We start from the raw sequence: 20596 nt of genomic DNA on the forward strand, positions 1-20596 counted from the left end.
TTAGGTTTTATTATTGTTTTTTAACATGTTCAACCTTTGCCCCAGTTACTTTTCCTTTTATTAATACTTCCGATTCGCTAACAATTTTCCCAGGCTTTTGAATAAGGTTAACTTTTTTGGTATTTGGACTTACAACGGTTTCACTAACTGGGACTGTTTTTGTCAGCACGATACCTTTTCCAAATGGACGCAAAGCAAAATTTTCTGCAACGTCCCGATCCGTTGTCCAGGATGTATATGGACTGTTTAAAGTAGATTTAGTATTATGTTCTAGCGGCGTTGCATTTCCTTGATTTGGTGTTGCATTACCTTTTAACGCATCTTTATAATACTTATGACTTTCGTTTATACCTCTGTACAAAGTTATTTTATCACCACTACCAGATTCACCAGCTTCTTCGTTCCCTTGGTTAGCTGCTTTAACTTGATTGCTAACTTTTATCCTTGCATTTAAGGTATAAGCACCACCGTGATCATGAAAATCTTTATCAAAATTACCCCAAAAGTTCCACGACAATGCACCATTACTGTAAAACCCTGCCCCCTTTTCACCTCCAAATGGCATGAATGCGTCATTCTCATTCGAAAAAACCGCTTCAGCAGATGCAGTTTTAAATGCCTCAAACTCTGCGATTTTATTAACCCTTTCGTTTATACCATTATTCCTTACAATATGGCCTACAGGTGTAAAGCTGAATATGCTTTGATCTCCATCGGGACGCTTGAACGTAACTATGATTTCTTCGCTGGGTTTATATTTATAACCAAGGAAGGATTTTTGATCCACAACCTTCTCCAATTTAAACACAACCTTGCCCGTTTTGCTATTCCACTGCCCATCAAAATACTTTTCTTCCAAACCATCTAAATCTGTTGCCCAAATTGGCTTGTTCCCCGCAAACTGATAAGACGAGTACCAGGGATAATCTTTAATAAGCGGATCAACTGATAAGAATTTACCGATTCTTGGATCATAAATTCTAAATCCATAATCCTGCTGATTCCCCATCCCCTTCACCTCATTGTCATTCATCTTACCATTAAACCCAAACTTATACGGAATATTACTATTAGGCAACGCCACCCTGCTCATCATCCCAAACGGATAATAATCCTGCGCTGTCACAATGTGCGGGTCGTAGTGATCGATCCGCCGGGAGTCGGACGCAGTCAAAGAACTTCCGGGGGAAGATACGCCAAATTTGCGATCTGATACAGTGGCCAGTACGTTCCCTAAATGGTTGGTCAGCTCATACTGTTTATGCCCGCGTTCATAATAGAATTTACGCTCATTGTAATAAAACTGTGTATTGCCCGGACCGCCATCAAAATTTACACCCGTTCCAAGGGTTACATATCCCAGCCGGCTGCTGCCAAACAGGTGTTTTTCTGTCTGCTTCAATACCAGTGCCGACAGATCGCTGGCACTGCCTTCTGCCATATAAGTGCTTAACAAATTGCCTTGCGCATCCCGCACATACCAGGTGTAATACTTCGTTGCGCCCGATGTAACTTCCTGCCCAATGCGATTACCCAAGGCATCATAGGTATATTTAATATTACTGGCCGGCACCTCCGCCGTTGCCGTCCGTGTTATTTCCTGGATCTTGCCATATACATTCCATTTGATGTCGGTTATGTTTTCCTTCTTATCCTTGATCAGATTACCTATGGCGTCATATACATAGTTGCTGTCTGACTGACCATCGATATCGATGATCCGGTTACCTGGCGTAGTATACGCATTTGCCGCTATACTGTCTGAAATGTGTTTTAACCGGTTAGTGCCTGCATAATAGAAGTAATTCAAACTATCCATATGCGCTGCAGTGCCTGTAATTCCTTTGCGCAGGTATTTTTGAATATTTCCATTGGCATCGTATGCTATCCGCTCTTTCAGTCTTTCACCCATCGTTTGCAAACTGTTCCAGGCGCCGGTAGATAAATTATAATTACCTGCATAAGCATCCTGCGCCGTCAACCGGTTTAGCTGATCATACTTATAATTGTAAAAGATCAGCGGCCCGCCTGGATGATTATTATCCACCAGTTCAAACCGCCGCTGGTAAACGCTGCTGCTGATATTGCCATTATATAATGGCCGGTAAACATTTGATGGCAGATAACCACTAACTCCGGGGAACGGATGGCCATTGATCGCGGTGTAATCATTGCCAAAATAGTTCAGCGTAAGCCCGATGGCATCTTGTGCAGTGTACTGGTTAAGACTGCCGGCATGTCCATCCTGGCCCATCTCAAATGAATCCGTTCCACCTGAACTGTTAATGCCTTTTAACCAACCCCAGCTAAGCGGGGCAGGCTTTGCAGCGTGTATGCATAGTCCATACCCTGCATCCCGACTGAAGTCGGGACAAGCGCTGCTGTTCACTTAATGTTAGCTGTAGCATTGGTCCATGCAGGTATGGCTTCTCATTTGCACTCCTGAACGAAGACAGCCTGGCTGCAGCCGAATTAATTGGCACCAGGTTTCCTCCGTTAATTTCTTTTATTGACCAGCTACACCTACTCTCACCACCACCTGTTGTGTCACTCCCTTGTACGTTCGGTAGTTCTACTCAACTATTTATCGATAGGGAACATTGGACGTCTTTTACGTTATTACAGAGCACTAGGATATACGCAATTCTGACAGTTTCGTAGCATCAAAAGATGCATACCTACAAAATCTACGTACCAGGTACTCAAATCTCAATAGAAAAGATAAACGCCCAAGCATCTAGCAAAGGTTATTTTACCGTTACTTCTAATAAAAAACGGACAATCAACCACCAAACAGGTACATAGGATACCTGCTCAGGAATTTCCAAAACATGAGAATAAAGCTACGCTAAACCATTTCAACGGCGCCAAGCCTGATAACTGGCTGAAAAATCCAAATGGCCATCCTCAGAAAACGCCTTACATGCCTATAAAACGGGCTTATATAAATCCGGAGAAAGGAAAAGACGCCTTATCGTTGACACCTGCACAGGAGAGAAGTACACTTCTATTAAGAAAGCAGCCGTACATCTCAATATCAACTACTCCACCTGCAGGAATTATCTATCAGGCCATAACACTAATCCTACATGCCCGCGATATGCCGCTTAAAGCCCATAATTCAATTATTGGCATTGGCATGCAGAGACTCCCGGTTAACTGTATTGAGTGTTGTAGTCATGTAATAATGTTTAATGGGTGAAATAAAAAAAGCCAAGCTGTTTAGCCTGGCTTTAGCTTATGTGTTTCTGTTATGCTATTGGATAACCGGACGCTTAATTGTGTAAAGTTCATGGAAGTTCTAGGAGGTGAAAAAATAAAAGGAGGCCATGTGTTGACCTCCTTCAATGGATTATAAACGCCAGGTGGTGGGCCTAGCTTATTTTAGTTCTAGCTCAATAACGTTATATACCATTACTTGACATATCGTCATTGATTTTACCTTCAACATATTTACTAAATCGTGTCCAGAAGTTTTCATCATAGATTGATTCCACATCTAATTTAAGCTTTTTGCCAACTTCAATGCTCCTTCTCCAATCAATAACTGGAACTGTATCAAAATTCATTATCGCAATAAACAATCCCTCAAACGCCATTTCATACTCGGCATGATATAAATAGTGTTTTACAAAGTCTATTAGATCTTTTTCGAGGTTAGAGGCTACAACTGATAGCACTTCTCTTATAAACGATTCAGCCTGAATAGCAGTCTCATTTTCCATAATTATACATTTATTAGTTTTAAGGATTGGGAATGGTATTTATCGGATATGCAGTTGACACCTTACCTGCGTGTTGAGCGTGACCTATTGGATAAAAATCAACACGAATTATAACACCATTTACTGTGCCATATTTATATGGTGAGTTATATAAACCTACTCCTCCTGCTGCATTTGGATCATTTGCAATTTTATTCACTTCGTCAATAATTCTTTGATCACTCCAACTTGATGGAAACTCTGTTTTACCAGCTTTTCCAGCACCGGGTTTATGTCTATTTAAAATATGGGCTTTACGAAAACCAACCAAATCTGGTAATGGAGGAGGATTTGGTTGTGCAGTTGGTGCAGGTGGAGTAGGGTCAAATGCTTGCTCTTTAGTCCTAATAGCATCATCCAGAGTCTCACCTCCCCAGCTGTCATAACCGAATGGCTTTTTAACATTAACTGTTTTTGCCGCTCCTGAATTTCCACTATTTGCAGCAACTTGTGTTTCAATGGTAGCCGCTTCTGTCGCAGTAGCTACTGCATTTTTACCTGTTGCTGCCCTATAAGCCTTAATTCCTCCAATAACACCAGGAACCATCCCTAGAAGTTGCCCTTGTGCATTCTTATCCCCACTAAAAGCTTTTACACCAGTTCTATAAATATCGGGAATTCGAGTCAGTCCAGTAGGATCATAATCTTTTGCAGCCTCAATATACTGTTTGTTCCTAATTTTCTGAACATGCTCATAATTTGAGTATGCAGGATCGATAATTACTGAATGTCCATATGAACTTACAAAACCTGCCGTTCTGGGCATTCCTAATTTTGATAACCCCTCCGATGCTTTATCTATTAGCCATCCAGCACCTAAGAACTCTAACCCATCCTGATCAATCCCTGCAATTGGGCTATTACTCGCAAACTGATAAGGCGTTAACTCAGGATATCCTTTAGTAAGTGGATCAACAGACAAAAACCTCCCCACCCTCGCATCATAAATCCTCATCCCATAATCCTGCTGATTGCCCATCCCCTTCACCTCATTGTCATTCATCTTGCCATTAAACCCAAACTTATATGGCACTCCACTATTAGGCAATGCAACCCTTGAAAGCATCCCGAACGGATAATAATCCTGGGCAGTCACAATATGCGGGTCGTAGTGATCGATCAAAGAACTTCCGGCTGAAGATACACCAAATTTGCGATCTGATACTGTGGCCAGTACGTTCCCTAAATGGTTGGTCAACTCATACTGTTTATGCCCGCGTTCATAATTGAATTTCCGTTCATTGAAATAAAACTGCGTATTGCCCGGACCGCCATCAAAATTTACGCCCGTTCCCATGGTCACATAGCCCAACCGGCTGCTGCCAAACAGGTGTTTTTCTGTCTGCTTCAATACCAGGGCCGACAGGTCGCTGGCACTGCCTTCTGCCGTATAAGTGCTTAACAGATTGCCCTGCCCATCCCGCACATACCAGCTGTAATACTTCGTTGCGCCCGATGTAACTTCCTGCCCAATGCGATTACCCAAGGCATCATAGGTATATTTAATATTACTGGCCGGTACTTCTGCCGTCGGTGTTCTGGTTATTTCCTGGATCTTGCCATATACATTCCATTTGATGTCGGTTATGTTTTCCTTCTTATCCTTGATCAGATTACCTATGGCGTCATATACATAGTTGCTGTCTGACTGACCATCGATATCGATGATCCGGTTACCGGGCGTGGTATACGCATTTGCCGCAATACTGTCTGAAATATGTTTTAACCGGTTAGTGCCTGCATAATAGAAGTAATTCAAACTATCCATATGCGCTGCAGTGCCTGTAATTCCTTTGCGCAGGTATTTTTGAATATTTCCATTGGCATCGTACACGATCCGCTCTTTCAGTCTTTCACCCATGCTTTGCAAACTGTTCCAGGCGCCGGTAGATATATTATAATTACCTGCATAAGCATCCTGCGCCGTCAACCGGTTCAGTTGATCATACTTATAATTGTAAAAGATCAGCGGCCCGCCTGGATGATTATTATCCACCAGTTCAAACCGCCGCTGGTAAACACTGCTGCTGCTGATATTTCCATTGTACAACGGCCGGTAAACATTTGTTGGCAGATACCCACTGACCCCCGGGAACGGATGTCCGCTGATCGCCGTATAATCATTGCCATAATAATTCAGCGTAAGCCCGATCGCATCTTGTGCTGTGTACTGGTTCATGCTGCCGGTAAGCCCATCCTGGCCCATATCAAACGAATCAGTTCCGCCTGAACTGTTGATGCCTTTTAACCAACCTTGCAACGTGTACGCGTAGTCTACGCCCTGTACCTGTTGTTCTCCCAGTATTACCCGTGCCAGCGGTCCATGCCGGTAATATTCATACCGGGCGTCTTTTTCCCACACCAGGCTGTCGTTACTGGTCTCTACCAGCGTTAAACGGTTCTCGGCATCATAACTGTAACGATGGAAGAATCCATCCCGCCAACCTGCCTGGTATTTCACCAGGTTCACTTTACCGCTTACGAGGTCATACTGGTAACTGATCTTTTTCCAGCGGTTTGAATTCTTGTTCATCACGTTGGCAGTAGTTCCAAAGCTGCTGCTGCCATAATCCTGCAACAGCTGATCTACATTGCCCAGGATATCATACGTATAGAAAGTACCCTGGTTGTATGCATTGCTGGTTCCGGTATCTGTGATGGTCGTGTAGCTTACCCGGTTACGTAAATTCTTCTGTGTTATCACCTGCCGCATGTCACCTATGCCTATAAACCCGGGATAAGGAAGGTCATATACAGTATTGGTGATCTGTCCACGCCGGCCATGTAAGGTATTTAACCAGTTGTTCAATGATCCCTGGTTGCGGCTGATGGCATTCGTCATCGCTCCGTTGGCATCCGTATTGCTCACCTGCCCTACTTCCGTGATCCGGCCCAGGGAATCGTATTTTGTATAGCTATACAACCGGTTCTGTTCTGTAACGCCTGCGGCTTTCTGCCGTGCATTGCGGCTGATGGCCAGCCTGCCCAGCCGATCGTACCAGAATTCTGATTTGCCGCCATCGGGTGATTGCTGCGCTACTACCTGGTTCAGCGTGTTATACCGGTATTGTGTAGGCAGGGTATGCCTGGGCGTCAGCGATTGCCGGTTGCGACGGGCCAGCGTTACGGAATCTGACCAGGCACGCGCCCAGCCAAATTTACTCACGTCTACGCCTGCGGGCGGAATGGTCTTTAACAGGTTACCAGCCTGATCATAATAATACAAGGTATAATGAAACTCGCGGGTAGGCTGATACAGCGTTAAGCGCTCATTATAACGAACGTTTAAGCATTTGGCCAGATAGCGGTCATTAAAACTGTTGATCAAAGAGTCGCGGTAGGCTTCATGCATCACTACGCCGGTTGTATGCGAAAATAAAGTAGTGTCGTTGCAGGCAGCATGCTGTTTTACTACTTCTGGCGCAAATACCGGTTCCGTTTTGCCGCAAAGCTTTTTTAATTCTTCGCAAGGATCTAATTGAACTCCGCAACTGTGATACATTGAATCGATCGACGCATATGACAGATTTGAATTATTTCGCTGATTGAAATAGTTCGTATAGCGTACTCCACAGGGCTCGCACCGTGCTTTGTTGCTGATCTGCGCCAGGTTATGGGCATCGTCAAAATTCTCATTATACAATATCGTACTATCAGCATCGTAAATTCTTATATAGTCTACCTTCCCCTTTGCAGAACGTGGCGCCAAACTCCAATGATACATACTCGACACGGGCGCATCCAATGTTCGCTCCGACATCAATATATCACCAACATAAACTTTGAAATTCCGGCCACGGAACTGCATTTTAAGTACCGTCCAGTCATTCAAATGCAGGCCGGGATTCTGAAGAACACAGGACTTCAGGGGATCATTCAGATGGGTACAAACACCCGTACCTTGTCCATCGTACGGTGAAATAGTCAGCAAAATGTCCCCAACTTCTTTATTGAGGTATAAGTAAGTCCACCAAATGGTACCAAATCCATCTATTTTCGCGAGGCTATCCGGTAACCTGATCCTGGTTTCCCAGGTAAACCCCGTCGTATCAAAGCACATCGTATCTCTCAGGTATTCAAAGGCCGCATTCTTGTTTACAAGCGTATCGGCATAATAACCTGGCAGACCCATTACCCCGTTTTTGATGACTTCCCCTAGCGGAACTCCAACATTGTAATCCCAGCCAAAGAAAGTTACTTTCCAATGTGTAGTGTCACTACCGCTGGCATCCAAATGCGGAATACCGCTGTATTTTTTAAATTCGCTCAACCAATTTCCCAGCGTACCACAAGACCCATTCAAATTCTCTGTTCCGCATTGTTCAGTAAACGTTAAATATTCATAAGCCGTTTTACTAAATCCAAGATGGTTATTCATAAACCGTTCGTACAACCGGTTCGAAGTTTGGTAAGCAGAATCTGATACACCAGTATTTTCAATAGCAGGATTTACACCCGGGAAAGAAGCTTTAAATCGTTCGTTTAAGGCTTCGATGCGGTCACAGTCAACACACACATCTTTTACCCCACATTGCAGCACGGGCGGTAAGGATATTGGTGTTGAGAGAAAACTGCAATTGACCTGCCCATCACAAGCCATACGCAATGTATCCAGCACCCCCTGGTATATGCGGGTACCCGTAGTTCTATAGATATAATCAGAAAAACTGCTGTCTTTTCGAGAAAACTCAAATTGCTCGTACAACGAGCTAATGGTAGCACATTCACAACTGTCGGGCTTTTGATAAACCGGTTTTTCATAGTATACCGGCTGCTGGTCATAGGGCAAGGGCGCTGTGATGAGATAGGCATTGCAATCCGCGTTGTAGCTCTTGCCCGTAAGTGCCCTGTATGCTTTTATTACTTCTTCAAAACTTCTGAATTGATAGGAATTGGATGGCTTTACCGTACTTGCTCCAAATAAATGCGCGGAATCTCCTCCCAGGCTGCATACCGTCAGCAATTTTGGTACTATCCATAAACTGTCAGTCGCATTAAAATCACATGGCTTCAATTCCTCCCACCACTGCGTTACATACGCCAGGCAGTTGTTATTAATAAAACTGTTTAAACTGTCGCGGCCGGCCTGCTCATTTGGAGGTATATCACTTCTGATGGACGTTGAATTGGGATCATAAAAATTAGGCGTGTGATTATCAAATAACTCTGTCAGGTCCCTGAATCGTTCTATCTCAGCTGCCTGTTGAGCTGCATTTAATATTTCCGCAATAATTTCCCTTTTTTCCTGCAGGTACATTTCCCGGAAGTATTGCCAGGCAATATCGCGGTCGCCACTGCATTCACTGCCTATAGCAAAGGCGCTGTCAATATGTTTGTACCGGTTCAGGCAGCTATTATCGCCCCCGGGGCAATGGGCCATAATGGTAGCCAGCGACCACATAGAAATCGCTTTTCCGGAATCATTGGCTTTTTCCTTAAGGCTGTCCTGCATACGTCCTTTATATCCGGGGTATAGATCGGTGAACAGCGGATCGCGGTGTTCATACTTATGAGCAAAGATGCTGCCTGCCGGATGCGTTGGAAAATCAGCCGGATTTAAAAATCCACTGTCGACGGCTGCCTGATAACTGTCGGTATTTTGAAAACGCAGATCCCAGCTATTGCTTTTTGCCAACTCTTCATATTTCCGAAGCTTGGGATACTCAGGATGCATTTCGATCAGCGTTTCAGCCCAGGAGCTTTTAAATTCCGCTATAAATTGTTCCCGGGTTATGCCGTTTTGTATTAGGGGATCCTCATTGCCATTTTCATCCCTATACAGGCCTTTCACTTGTTTATAGGCCGGCTGATTATTTCCATCCTGGTAAAAAACGGAATACTGATCAATATTGCCGGGTTTGGCGTATTGTCCCATCGGCGGGGTTATATCTGCCAACATTTGCTGGCGGATATTAACATGTAAACCTTCGGTTTCGCAAGATGCACAGGCGTTTTCACATGAAATACTCGTCTGCAACTGTGTTATTTGCTCCTGAACCATCTGCTGCAAGCTCCGGCAGGTATTGCGCTGCATGAAAATACTGTCACGGTAATACTCCATGGCCTGCCTGTTCACCGTAAGGGTTTTGGTTACCAGGTAGCTGCCCTTGACCAGTGTAAGCGTAGTATCGAGCGACGGAAAATAATTGTTGCAGGCTGTATCAATTTTATAATTATTTCGGGTTAACACGATGGAATTTCCGTTGCCCCTCGTGGTATCATTGCATTCTTCGGCAATAGTTAACGAAAGATCATAGACACAGTCATAACAGATAGAAATATCCTTGCAATCTTTAATGCTAACTCCTTCCGGTAGCAGTGAATATATAAAGCGGTGTGGCCCGGTCTCTGTTACCAGGAGGCCTTTACTGCTTTCGATCACCGTTCCTTTTACAAGGTTGCTGTTGCTATCGAGCAGCTTTTTCATGATCAGGTTGGACGTGTTCGATGTCAGATTATCCAGTTTAACGGCTGCATCGCCGGCCAGTGCGCTAGCAATCGTTCGGCCATGCATATCAACGTAGCTGATGCTCAGCTGTCCATTGGCATCCTGTACCGTATTTTTAAAATAATGCCGGGCATTACCTGCTTCCGTTCCAAACAAGGCATCCAATTCTTCCTGTTCAGCTGAATTGTAGGTGTAAAGGGTCTCATGCTTTTTACCGAGCTGAAAAGGTTCGCCTACCCCACCCTGTACGCTGATACGTCCGGTGTTATCTGACGTATATTTTGTTTCGGCAAAAACATAACCGTTTGCATCGGGAATATATTTATGATAGCTGCTGTCGGCCAGGGGATTGTTGGGTGAATAATACAGCGCGGCCCCGCTGTCTGTATTCATAGCCGGCGCGCCCTGTCTGCAAAAACAGGTGTCTTTTAGAAGACCGTCATACTTGTCTTTAGTATACTCTCCATTCAACCGGTTAAAGCCAGGTGTATACTTTATAATACTGCTTAATGATGGCGATGGCATTACCTGTATCGCCGGCCGGCCCTGGTGATCGTACAAAGTTTCTGCAATGATCGCCTTATCGGTAGTATTGTCTTTGGTAACCGTCTGGCGGCTTTTCAGGGAACCGTCGAAATATTGAACTACCGATTTCCTTTTTCCTTCTTCTGCAAAGCTGGTACTTGCCTGCCAGTTCATCATCGTATCCAATCCACGGAAAACATATTGCCCCAGTCCACCTGCATAATCAGAGCTCCACACTGATTCTATCCGTTGTCCGTTCTGTTTTACCTGCACAGCTCTTACCCGGAAAATTAAGGTACCGGCCCCTTCAAACAACAATGGTATAGTATAATGCTCTTTCGTTACACTCACTCTGGTTGCTCCAGCCGCGAAAACTTTCTTAGGTTCGAATTGATCACCGGATCTGTAGTTATTCGCAGCAGCGTGTTCTACATACGTCCACTCCAGGTCATATTCATCCGCAGCTCTTTCCGGCTGCCAGTTTACGAACAATTCACCGTTAGCGGGCAGCAAAGCATGGTTTATGCTTTTGACGGCATTATTAGTACACGAAAAATTGTATTCCCGGTTAACCAGGATCTCATTCGTCAGTACCAATGCATCGCGGTAATCACTCAAATTAGTGCCTCCATTTATACTTACTATTTCGATCTCCGCTTTATACCACCCGTCTTTCATATAGGTATTTTTAAAAGCATAGGTGTTCAATTTGGTGTAATTGATATTTAAGGAGATCGTATCAGAGACACCTGTAACTGGTGTACCATTATTGTCCATGGTATAATGCACCAGGAACTTAATAGTTACGTTAAACGCATCGGGCAGGACAAACCGGTACGCTTCATCGATCTTGAAAGTGATCAGGTTCTTAACAAACCAGGTCGTTTGCGCCGGTTTAAGGACCGGATTGAAATATACCGTATCCATTACGATACTGGTTGAATCGGGCGCCAGCTGATTACCCCTTAATTCGGGGGCAGCGTACCGTTCATCAATTGCTTTTACTGTAGTAAAACAAACAAGCAGCGTACAAATAAACAATAACCGGTAAAGAGTGCGTTGCATGGAATACGGTTTATTGATGTAAGGAGTTGATAAGTTCATAATTGCTATAAGGGGCTACCATCTTGCAGTTTCCCTGCTTCCGGGTAAAATAACCGGTGGTGGCAAACACATCGTCGCCGAATGCGCCGGTATTATAGTTACTGAACTGAACGGTTACATGAAAAGGCATTTTGCTGCCTGCAGGAGCGCCTTGTGCACCATTCATATTAAAACTGTATTGGATAGCCTGGATGCGATAGCTGACCGGATCGTATATGATATCATAAGACCGGTACGGACTTGCCGGCTTAAAATGGTACGACAGTTTCCGGTAATTACCGGTATCTGAAAGCGACCTGCCGGTTACGAGTAGTTTATAGAATGAAAGATCAGTGATATTAATATTGGTCAGGTATTTAAAAATATCCACCGGCCGCGAAACAACCGCCCGATGCTGTCTGTGATCCAGGGCCAGGTTGTATGCATAATTCTGGATCACCTCCGTGCTATCACTCGCCGTGTAATGCATTTTATGTTTACTCAACCTGTATTGATAACTGACCGTTTTACTGGTGGCATCATTATAGGAGACCACGTATTCGGCCTGGAAACTTAAACCGGTTGTATCCTGCAATGCCATTTTTATTTTACCCAGTTCCATGGAGCATTGAAATGCGTCGGAGACCGGCTGTGCTGCGGCTTTGAGCCCGCACCCGGTCACCAGCAGGATCAACAGCTTTAAACACAGGTTATTTATATTCAGCATAGTTGTTCTCTTTTATTTGTTTATCAGGGCAGATCATTTTCTTTCAGTAAAGCGCTCCGGGTTTCTTTGATGGTCTTTATCCCTCTTTCTGTTTCTTTTTTAAGCCTGATGAGCGTTCCATCATCGTCATATTCATAGAAGGTGGCGTAATTGTTCTCATCCAGCTCTGCCATCAGCCGGAGGTTCACCGGGTTGTACACGAACGATTTCATATTTGCATTAAAGGGCTGAATGCGGATATCGTCAAAATATACCGAGGCCGAAGAAGCTGCCCTCATCGTCAACGACAATTCTGTAGCTGTATTCGGAATGGTCAGCGTATCTTCTATCCGCTGCCAGCCTTCAATAATATTTCCAGTTGGTTTCATTGTAACATAAGTGCCTGCTGCGTCATTAAAGCCGAGGTTTAACCAGGCATTATCATAGTTGCCGGAAATACATTGTCCTTCCTGTTTTACCCAACCGCTTATCACCACTTTTTGTCCCTGCAGGGGTGAGAATCGTTTATTGATTACGTGTTTTCCTGTTGGATTTTTTAATTGCACACACCAGGTGGTATCTTTCCTGATACTAATGTTTTTTATAACATTCAAATCAGAACCCCAGGGATACAGCACGTTTGCTGGTACTACTTCCCTGCTTTGTGGCTGCAGGCCTTCGCTTTGCCATTCCAGCCGGACCTGGTTAGGATCATGTCCTGCGGTCCATATCACTCTGATCTGATATAGCTCACCAGCTTGTAGATCAATGGCATGAGTAGGAATTGTATCAAGCCATTCGTGGGGGCCTTCTAAACCTGTACCTACAGTAAGATCTATATCTACACCATTTTTCCAAATGTGTACAGACATATTATCATCAGCAACCCCAAGAAATCTATACGTTCCGGTATAACGGGGCTGGATATAGCCATTCCACTCAACGTTAAAAGACCCTGTGCGGCATAAACCGGGTAATTCTCTATCTGTAACGTTGAAATTAATATTCGTATCGATATCCAACGTTCCGATACCACAAATGTTCGGACCAGTCCACGCAGCATCGGACTTAACTGTCAATCCGGTCCCCTGAGGATTGACGGTGGATGTAATCAGCGGTATGGAATCTTCTTTCATTGACAACTCCGGCAATAGGCCGGCTTCATTACGCGTACCAATTTTGAAAGATATAGTTATTGCGCTATTCCCATTTACCCGTACACTATGCAAACCGGTATGCCTGACGGAGTCAACCAGGCTGGCATCGCTGCCCAGATCGAAATGGCGGTACGGTTTACATCTCTTGCATGCATCCGTCTGGTAACCATAATCTTCAAATCCATCAAAACCGATTTCCCGGCTTTGCGCATTTTGCGCTACGGCAACCGGCATTGACTGGTTATATCCGTATTGTCCGGCATTGTACCGGTTCAACGGATCATGATTCTCTATTTCATAGCCTTTATTATTAAAGTGTGTTAACTCACTGTTCCAGACCCAGCGGGTGGAATCTGAAGAGGGGGCCAAACGGGCATTGGTAAACGACCAGTAGGGTGCGAAATCCTGAATGATCCCATTTACCCGAATGTTGGTACTATCGGCGGGATCAGACTCCACCCTGTTTCCATAGTAGGTATAGGCGCGGTCCATACGCCAGTTCCCTAAAATGCCGAACCGGTAAAAATTCAAAGCGGTATCATTGATATTGGGTTTGCACATGGGGCTATCGACCAGCTTATCATTACAATAGTAATAATCTACAGGCGCCGGCGCGGCTGCGGCCATCATCATAGCAGTTTCGCCACCATCCCCAGAAGTGCTTAGTTTATAAGGGCGAGACCCATCCCCACAAGGATCATAATAAGTAAGTACGATAAAGGGATTACAAGGCACAATACCCGGACAAAATTCAGGCAATTGCCCCGAACTATAAGTTAAACGGCTTCTTTTACCATCGTCGTCATCGCCAATGTGCACAAGACTCATACGCATGGCAGGGGATACGACACCTTCCGAACTATAATACTGATCAAGCATATCCTGCGCCATAGCGGTTATGTCTAAAGTGTCGTTTCTGGCAACATCTACATCACGGGCTGTTTCCGGAATAATTATCCGGTTATTGCGGTCAATGGTTAAATTTTCTTCATCATAAAAATAATCTGATACGATGTTTCCATCGCTTGACCCGGGAATTGCCTGCCGGGGCCAGACAGCTTTTAACCGTTCAAGATAACAGGCATTGCTGATGCGGGAATTCCTATGTAATTCATTCGACCGTCCAAACAAATACAATTTTGCAGAAGTTATTAATGCGCCTTTCGGTATGCTGCTCATATCAAATTTCAAATACCCTTTCTTTTCTTCATCTGAACCACTTCCACCATTGTTATATGAAGACGCTTCAAAATATTCGTAATCGGGCTGTATCTCAAGATCACGGTTACCACCGCTAGATTCTTTATAGTTACGGATACTGTAATGATCAGTGGCTACCAGGGTTATTGGGGAATGCGGTGTCACCAAACCAGGTGACCGCACCAGGGTATCCTTGGCATATAAAGTACTATCCACTGCCCACAGATCCCTGAACCGGGCAGCGCTGGCCGCAATAACACCTGTAGTTGCATCAAAAACAAGCCGTGGGACATTGTTCACTTTTTTTACCGGCGAATGCAATGAAGTGATCGCCCCTATCGGAATACCCGCCATGTTGCGCTTTCCACTGCGTACTATCTTGATGGTTGCCCCGTCAGCAGAATAGGGAATACCATCCCTGTCAATAAAATAGATCCCCCGCTGCCCTTCTTTACCTTTTGCTGCATCAACAGCCCAAATCCTGCGGGCATTTGTTTCGTCCTCAAACTGGTAATAAAGATCAGTACAGGCATCGTTGGTATACGCTTTGCGTTTATCCCGGGCAAACACCAGCAACTCGTCCCCACTCTCAAAATATTTTTCAACGGGTACCCGTTCATTGCTTGCAAACTTCATGATCCCTTTACGGAAATTAACTTTCAATACGGTTCCAATATTCTTGTATGCCGGTTCCATGCCGCTATACGCCCAATGTGCCGGATAATTGAAATTATATACGGGATCATCAAACTCATTATTGGTTTGCGACAATAACACGTCGCCGGTCTCGCCATCATATACCAGGTTGCGGGTAGTAACCGTACTCCCCTTTTCCTCATGAATAATGCTGTCCAGCATTCCGTACCTGTTCACGATCTTTAACACAGCAATTGACCGGTACCGGTTGGTTTCTGCAGAAGGCAGCGGAATACCGGTAAAAATATTGATGGGTGGCAACGGATGCACAAAATCGGCATTCACCTCCAGACTGTTGCTCAAGGTATAGGAGGTCTCTTCACGTACATCGATCATAAGTTCTACTTCCTTGCCTATTTCGGCTGCCGTATCTATAATGCCATTGGCTGAATCTATTGCAGCCACCGTATTCAATAATTTTGGTTGTGCCGCATTATCATTTTTTAGCCGGTAATAATTATAGGTATATGAAATGGGATGTTTCGGATCATTTTCAGCATAACTGGCCTGCGCTTTCAGCTTGCCATTCATATCATTCAACTCTATTTTAAAGCCCTGGCTGAGGGTTACAAAGTGTTTAGCATCAAAATTCAGGAAGTTCTGGATCTTCGGATTATACGTTTTCTTTGTTTTGTCATCAATAGGTGTATATTCTACAATGACGGGAAACTCTTTTGCCGTATAGAATTCCGTTTCTTCAAATCCATTGGCTGATTTCCTGTCCTTATGAATAGATCGGACCCGCACTTTGCTGTACCCTACCATCGGAGCAGGGAAAAAGGTCTCTGCAAATGGCTCCTCCGTATACATATAATCAGCCGGCGCCAGCGCACCCACTTTAACTGTGTATAATTTCAGCGGAACCCTGAACGGATTCTCATCATTGCCGATCATGGGTTCATAGGTTGCTACGCCACTGCTGATCGCCGTTAATACTCCGTTGATCATTACGGAATCGGTATAAGTGTAGGTCTGCCCGTACACCGACTCCTGCAGCTTATGCCCGGTCATTTTATTGAAATTGTCAAATACCTCCACCTTCTTCACCCGTAATCCGCCGCCTAGTTTCCTGTACACTGGATTATTTAACCGCACAAAAGACTTGTCTGTCTCAACATGCTTACAAAATCCTCTTTCATGGGCATTACTGTTAAATGAATTAATAGCGTTTTTTACGTTATTGGCAACGGAAGCCAGCGATCCCAACAGGGTTTTTATGTCGAGATTATCACCCGGTTCCGAAAAAGGATAGGCTTTGGAGGGAAGGTTTAGCCGCAAAAATTGCAACGCGGTAGTGGCAAACGGACTATCGTCGCCTTTAACTGGTTTTACTTTGATCCAGATAATTTTATTACCGCTTCCACTTCTGACTCCGTAATCTTCAATTTCGGCATAAACCGGAATGATCTCATATCCCCTGCCCCAGCGGTCACCCGGAACATTCACTGCAAGTTTGAAGAACAATGTGTTCACACCCTCCAGATATTTGCGTGTTATATCATTCTTGTCAGTTACGGGTTCGGTCACATTAATAAATACATAATGGTGATCCTGGTAGTTCTGGTATAATTCCTGCGCCATGAAGGCGTTGGGTGTACTGCCAAATCCAGCTATGGAAAAGAATTGCATCGCACGCTTGTTCTGAACATAGGCATAATCGTCCGATTCGTAGGTCACCTTTAACGTGGCGCCCGACGGTAGTTTGATCTGTGAAAGGGTCCAGGGAGCAGAACCGGCTGCCGCCTTATCAGCATTCCAGTTATTGATGCCTGACTGCAAGGCATAGGGGTAATCGGCGTTCGTTAATCCACCTGGATTGTCTTTGGGATCTTTATAGTTTCCCCAGCGATCGACCGACTTTTGTGAAAAATCAGGATTGGCTGTATTATAGGTGAATATATAAGGATTCCGTCTGCCTTTTTCATTTTTATTGTAACTGAACCAAACTCTTTTGAGAGTAAGCTTTCCGGAACTGTTCAATGAACCCGGGTTGTTCCTGCAAAGTTCATAACTGTAATCAAAATGCACTGTTTTGACCGGCTTTGCATTTACTGGTCCGTTCTTTAAATAATCCGCCTTTGCATAGAGGTTGATCTTTTTCAACCGGAACAATCTTTGGTTGACATCCTGCCCGCCGTTTTCGCCTAATACACCGTATGAATCCTGCCGGATGGAATCGGTCTCGAGCACAAAAGTGGCGATCATGGTCTTTGATTCAATGGAATTCAGGTACCATACTTCCCGTTCGCCATACGTATAACTTCCACGCTCATCCCGGCTATCGGTTTTTAAGCCTTCATTATAGGCAGCCAGATTTTGCTGATACGGCGCCCGCCATTTGTATGCATCTCCAAGCCTGTAAATGCGGCTATAATTGAATTTTACCGCATCCCCGTTATCATCTTCCGTGATACCATCTCCCGTGATATCTACATAATCGCTGGATAATATCCCTGACAACAAGAACGAATGGGAATAAGCGGACAATTTTTCGTGATTATAATATCCGTCTTTGGGCTTGTTATTGTTGGGAGAGTTGTCCACAGCGCTATAGCCCACCAAACCTGTTGCATTGTCACCCGTTTGGGTCGACATGGTAACTTCACTTTGTGTAATATTATATACCGGCACACCGTACACGTAACGCCGGCCGTCGGCATTCAGCACCGTGATCTCTGAGAGATGGTGGGCTTTTCTTATCGCATCCACGCGCTTGATCACCTCGTAATTGTTGTCGCAGGAAGTGATGGGAAATGCATTTATCTGATAAGATTTGATAATGGTATCCAAACCTGCGGCGCAGGCTTCTTTTCCACTTAAATAAGAGATCACCTGTGTTCTTTTATCCCGAACCTGCCGGAACGTATTGGCATCGAATAACCGGGTGGCAACGGCTTTGCCATTGTGAAAGAGCGACACCTGCCGGGTAGCAGTTACTACTTCCGGATTGCTGGCCGCCTCGGGTGAAAGATTTACTCTAATGAGCGAGTCGTTACCTATTGCATCGAGAAATCTTTTATTGACAGTGGTCTTTTCACCGGGATTTTTAAAATACACATTTTCAAACGAAGCTTCTGCCTGTTTAAAAGGAACTACCCCGATAAAATTGTTGCTCTTTTCCCAGGGATTCGTTTTGCTGTACGCATCTACCCGGTTGTAATCTACGCCTCCATGAAATATCTGGCCAAAGCCCAGATCGAGTGAAAAGTTATTGCTGTTGCTTTTAGTAGTCATGGCATGATCGAACACATAGCCGATATCACCCCGGTAAGCCCTGAAGCTGCCACCGGTCCCTTCACCGGTTATTGACCAGGTATCATAGGTGTAGATAGGCACTGCAATGTGAGGTGAATTGTCTGAGAAGGGAACATCTTTTTCGCGGTTGAAATCAAGCAGCACATTCCTGTTCTTGCCAGCTTTGTCGTAATACAAATATCCGTAGGCAGGCAATTTCAGGGTTTTATCCCTGTCTTCCACTTTCTGTATGGAGCTATATCCACGTATGTAAAAGTTAGGATGTAACGCCCAATGTTCAGACCCTACTTTGGTCGTCAATGAAAACTGACTGCTGGTATAAGGTATATTAATGGCAGGTGTATAGGATGGACGTGCAAATCCAATAGAAAGGGAATGTTCTAGCCCACCCCGCCACATCTTTTTGTAATCATTAGTGGTTCGTTTTAATTCGCCGGTGATCTGAAGATTCTGGATCCCTGTATTGGAATTGTAGTTGGTACCAATGGAAATATTACCAATTCTTTTTGCATGCTCTTTGCCAAGTTTTAATGACAGCGAGGGACTAAAGTCGAAACCGGTTTGAGAGTTATTGGTAATACCCAGTCCGGCCGAAAGCGGCGTCTTGGCTGCACTACCGGCATTGATATTTGCATTTAAGCCGTACTCTGTACCCCAGCCTTTGTATGTATTATGAAAAACGCCCAAGGAAACGCCCAATACGCCAGAGCGGCCTTTTACAGAATCTACAACACCGCCTGTTTCCGGATTGGTTATCCTGGAAAATTTTGAAAATCCAAACAACTCAATATTGCCACCAATGGTAACGCCAACGGTCTTGTTGGGTTTAATGGAAATGGTCTTTTCAACCTTATCCTGCTCACCCTGAAAATCATCGGGCAATCCCCGCATATTGCGCGAGATCACGCCCGGGTTAATGTTCCAGCCTAACCCTACCCAGCTTGCTTCCTGGTCCATAGAGACTCCACTCTGGTAATGCAGGTTTACGGGATAACCGCCCACATCAAGCAATGGAATGTTATAGGAAAAATCACCGGAGAACGGATCAACCAGGTTGTTTCCATTCACCGATTGAAAGCTTTGCATCTCCGGCTGTGTTGGGCCGGTAGTAACTACTCCTTTTACATGTAAAGGGCTGTTAGCTTTCTTTTCACCTGTGTTTTCGGTTATTACATCGGGCTTTCTAACTGCTTCCGCCTTAACTGGCTTGTTGTTAATGAGGCCAGCCTTCCAGGTATCTGCACTGTAATTATGCGTACGCCCTGATATCGGGCGGCTATTCGCCCTGGCTGCAACCGGTACCATCACCAGTTCCAGATAAAATAAGGTCACTAAAAACCAGGCAATGGTTCTGGGATTACGGGCTAATGTCTGTAACATTATTATAAAGTTTTCTTCAGATTATTTTACCGTTGGAATTACTGTTGCTGTCTGTATTCGAATTTTAGATACCAATGTTCATTACGGTCATTGGAAAGATCAAGCAGATACATATGGCGGTTGATCAACCCTTTATTACCCAGGTCAAGGCTCAGGTAATTGGAACCATAATTCACTGCCAGGTTCGATGAATCGAGTGCCACTTCCTGTTGGGGATTCTTACTGATATCGGTGATCCGCAGCTGCACTGATGAACTGTTGAGTTCATGCTGGTACATAAAACGCAAGGTGGCGCCTGATATAACATAAGACGCATCCTGCTCACGCCGCATATGCGCATAATATCCCCTGCCGGTTGAACGGGCCGTATCACTGCCGAACT

6 protein-coding genes are annotated in these 20596 nt (G+C 44.6%); all 6 read right to left on the minus strand.

The genetic code is table 11. The features are described from left to right. Positions 1–10: 10 nt before the first annotated feature. Positions 11–2389, minus strand: coding sequence for an RHS repeat domain-containing protein (locus tag JUB15_RS28775; RefSeq protein WP_207513118.1), 2379 nt, complete (start codon positions 2387–2389; stop codon positions 11–13). A 1015-nt stretch (positions 2390–3404) separates the two neighbouring features. After that, positions 3405–3725, minus strand: a complete 321-nt coding sequence (locus tag JUB15_RS14015) for a hypothetical protein (protein WP_207513119.1) — start codon at positions 3723–3725, stop codon at positions 3405–3407. Between the two features lie 19 nt (positions 3726–3744). Then, entirely contained in the window at positions 3745–11802 is an 8058-nt protein-coding gene (locus JUB15_RS14020; protein ID WP_207513120.1) for an RHS repeat-associated core domain-containing protein, read from the minus strand. 10 nt (positions 11803–11812) lie between these two features. After that, positions 11813–12547, minus strand: a complete 735-nt coding sequence (locus JUB15_RS14025; RefSeq protein WP_207513121.1) for a LolA3 family protein — start codon at positions 12545–12547, stop codon at positions 11813–11815. Between the two features lie 23 nt (positions 12548–12570). After that, complete coding sequence (locus tag JUB15_RS14030) at positions 12571–20214, minus strand: PA14 domain-containing protein (protein WP_207513122.1); 7644 nt, start codon at positions 20212–20214, stop codon at positions 12571–12573. Between the two features lie 38 nt (positions 20215–20252). Next, the coding region (locus tag JUB15_RS14035) for a hypothetical protein (RefSeq protein ID WP_207513123.1) at positions 20253–20596 on the minus strand (344 nt) is incomplete at its 5' end.

This window comes from Longitalea luteola (genome assembly GCF_017356035.1).
Classification (GTDB): Bacteria; Bacteroidota; Bacteroidia; order Chitinophagales; family Chitinophagaceae; genus Niastella; species Niastella luteola.

Bases quoted from the DNA above. Each gene is read 5' to 3' on its own strand.
- JUB15_RS14020 (WP_207513120.1), bottom strand. From the start codon at position 11,802: ATGCAACGCACTCTTTACCGGTTATTGTTTATTTGTACGCTGCTTGTT.
- JUB15_RS14025 (WP_207513121.1), bottom strand. From the start codon at position 12,547: ATGCTGAATATAAATAACCTGTGTTTAAAGCTGTTGATCCTGCTGGTG.
- JUB15_RS14015 (WP_207513119.1), bottom strand. From the start codon at position 3,725: ATGGAAAATGAGACTGCTATTCAGGCTGAATCGTTTATAAGAGAAGTG.
- JUB15_RS14030 (WP_207513122.1), bottom strand. From the start codon at position 20,214: ATGTTACAGACATTAGCCCGTAATCCCAGAACCATTGCCTGGTTTTTA.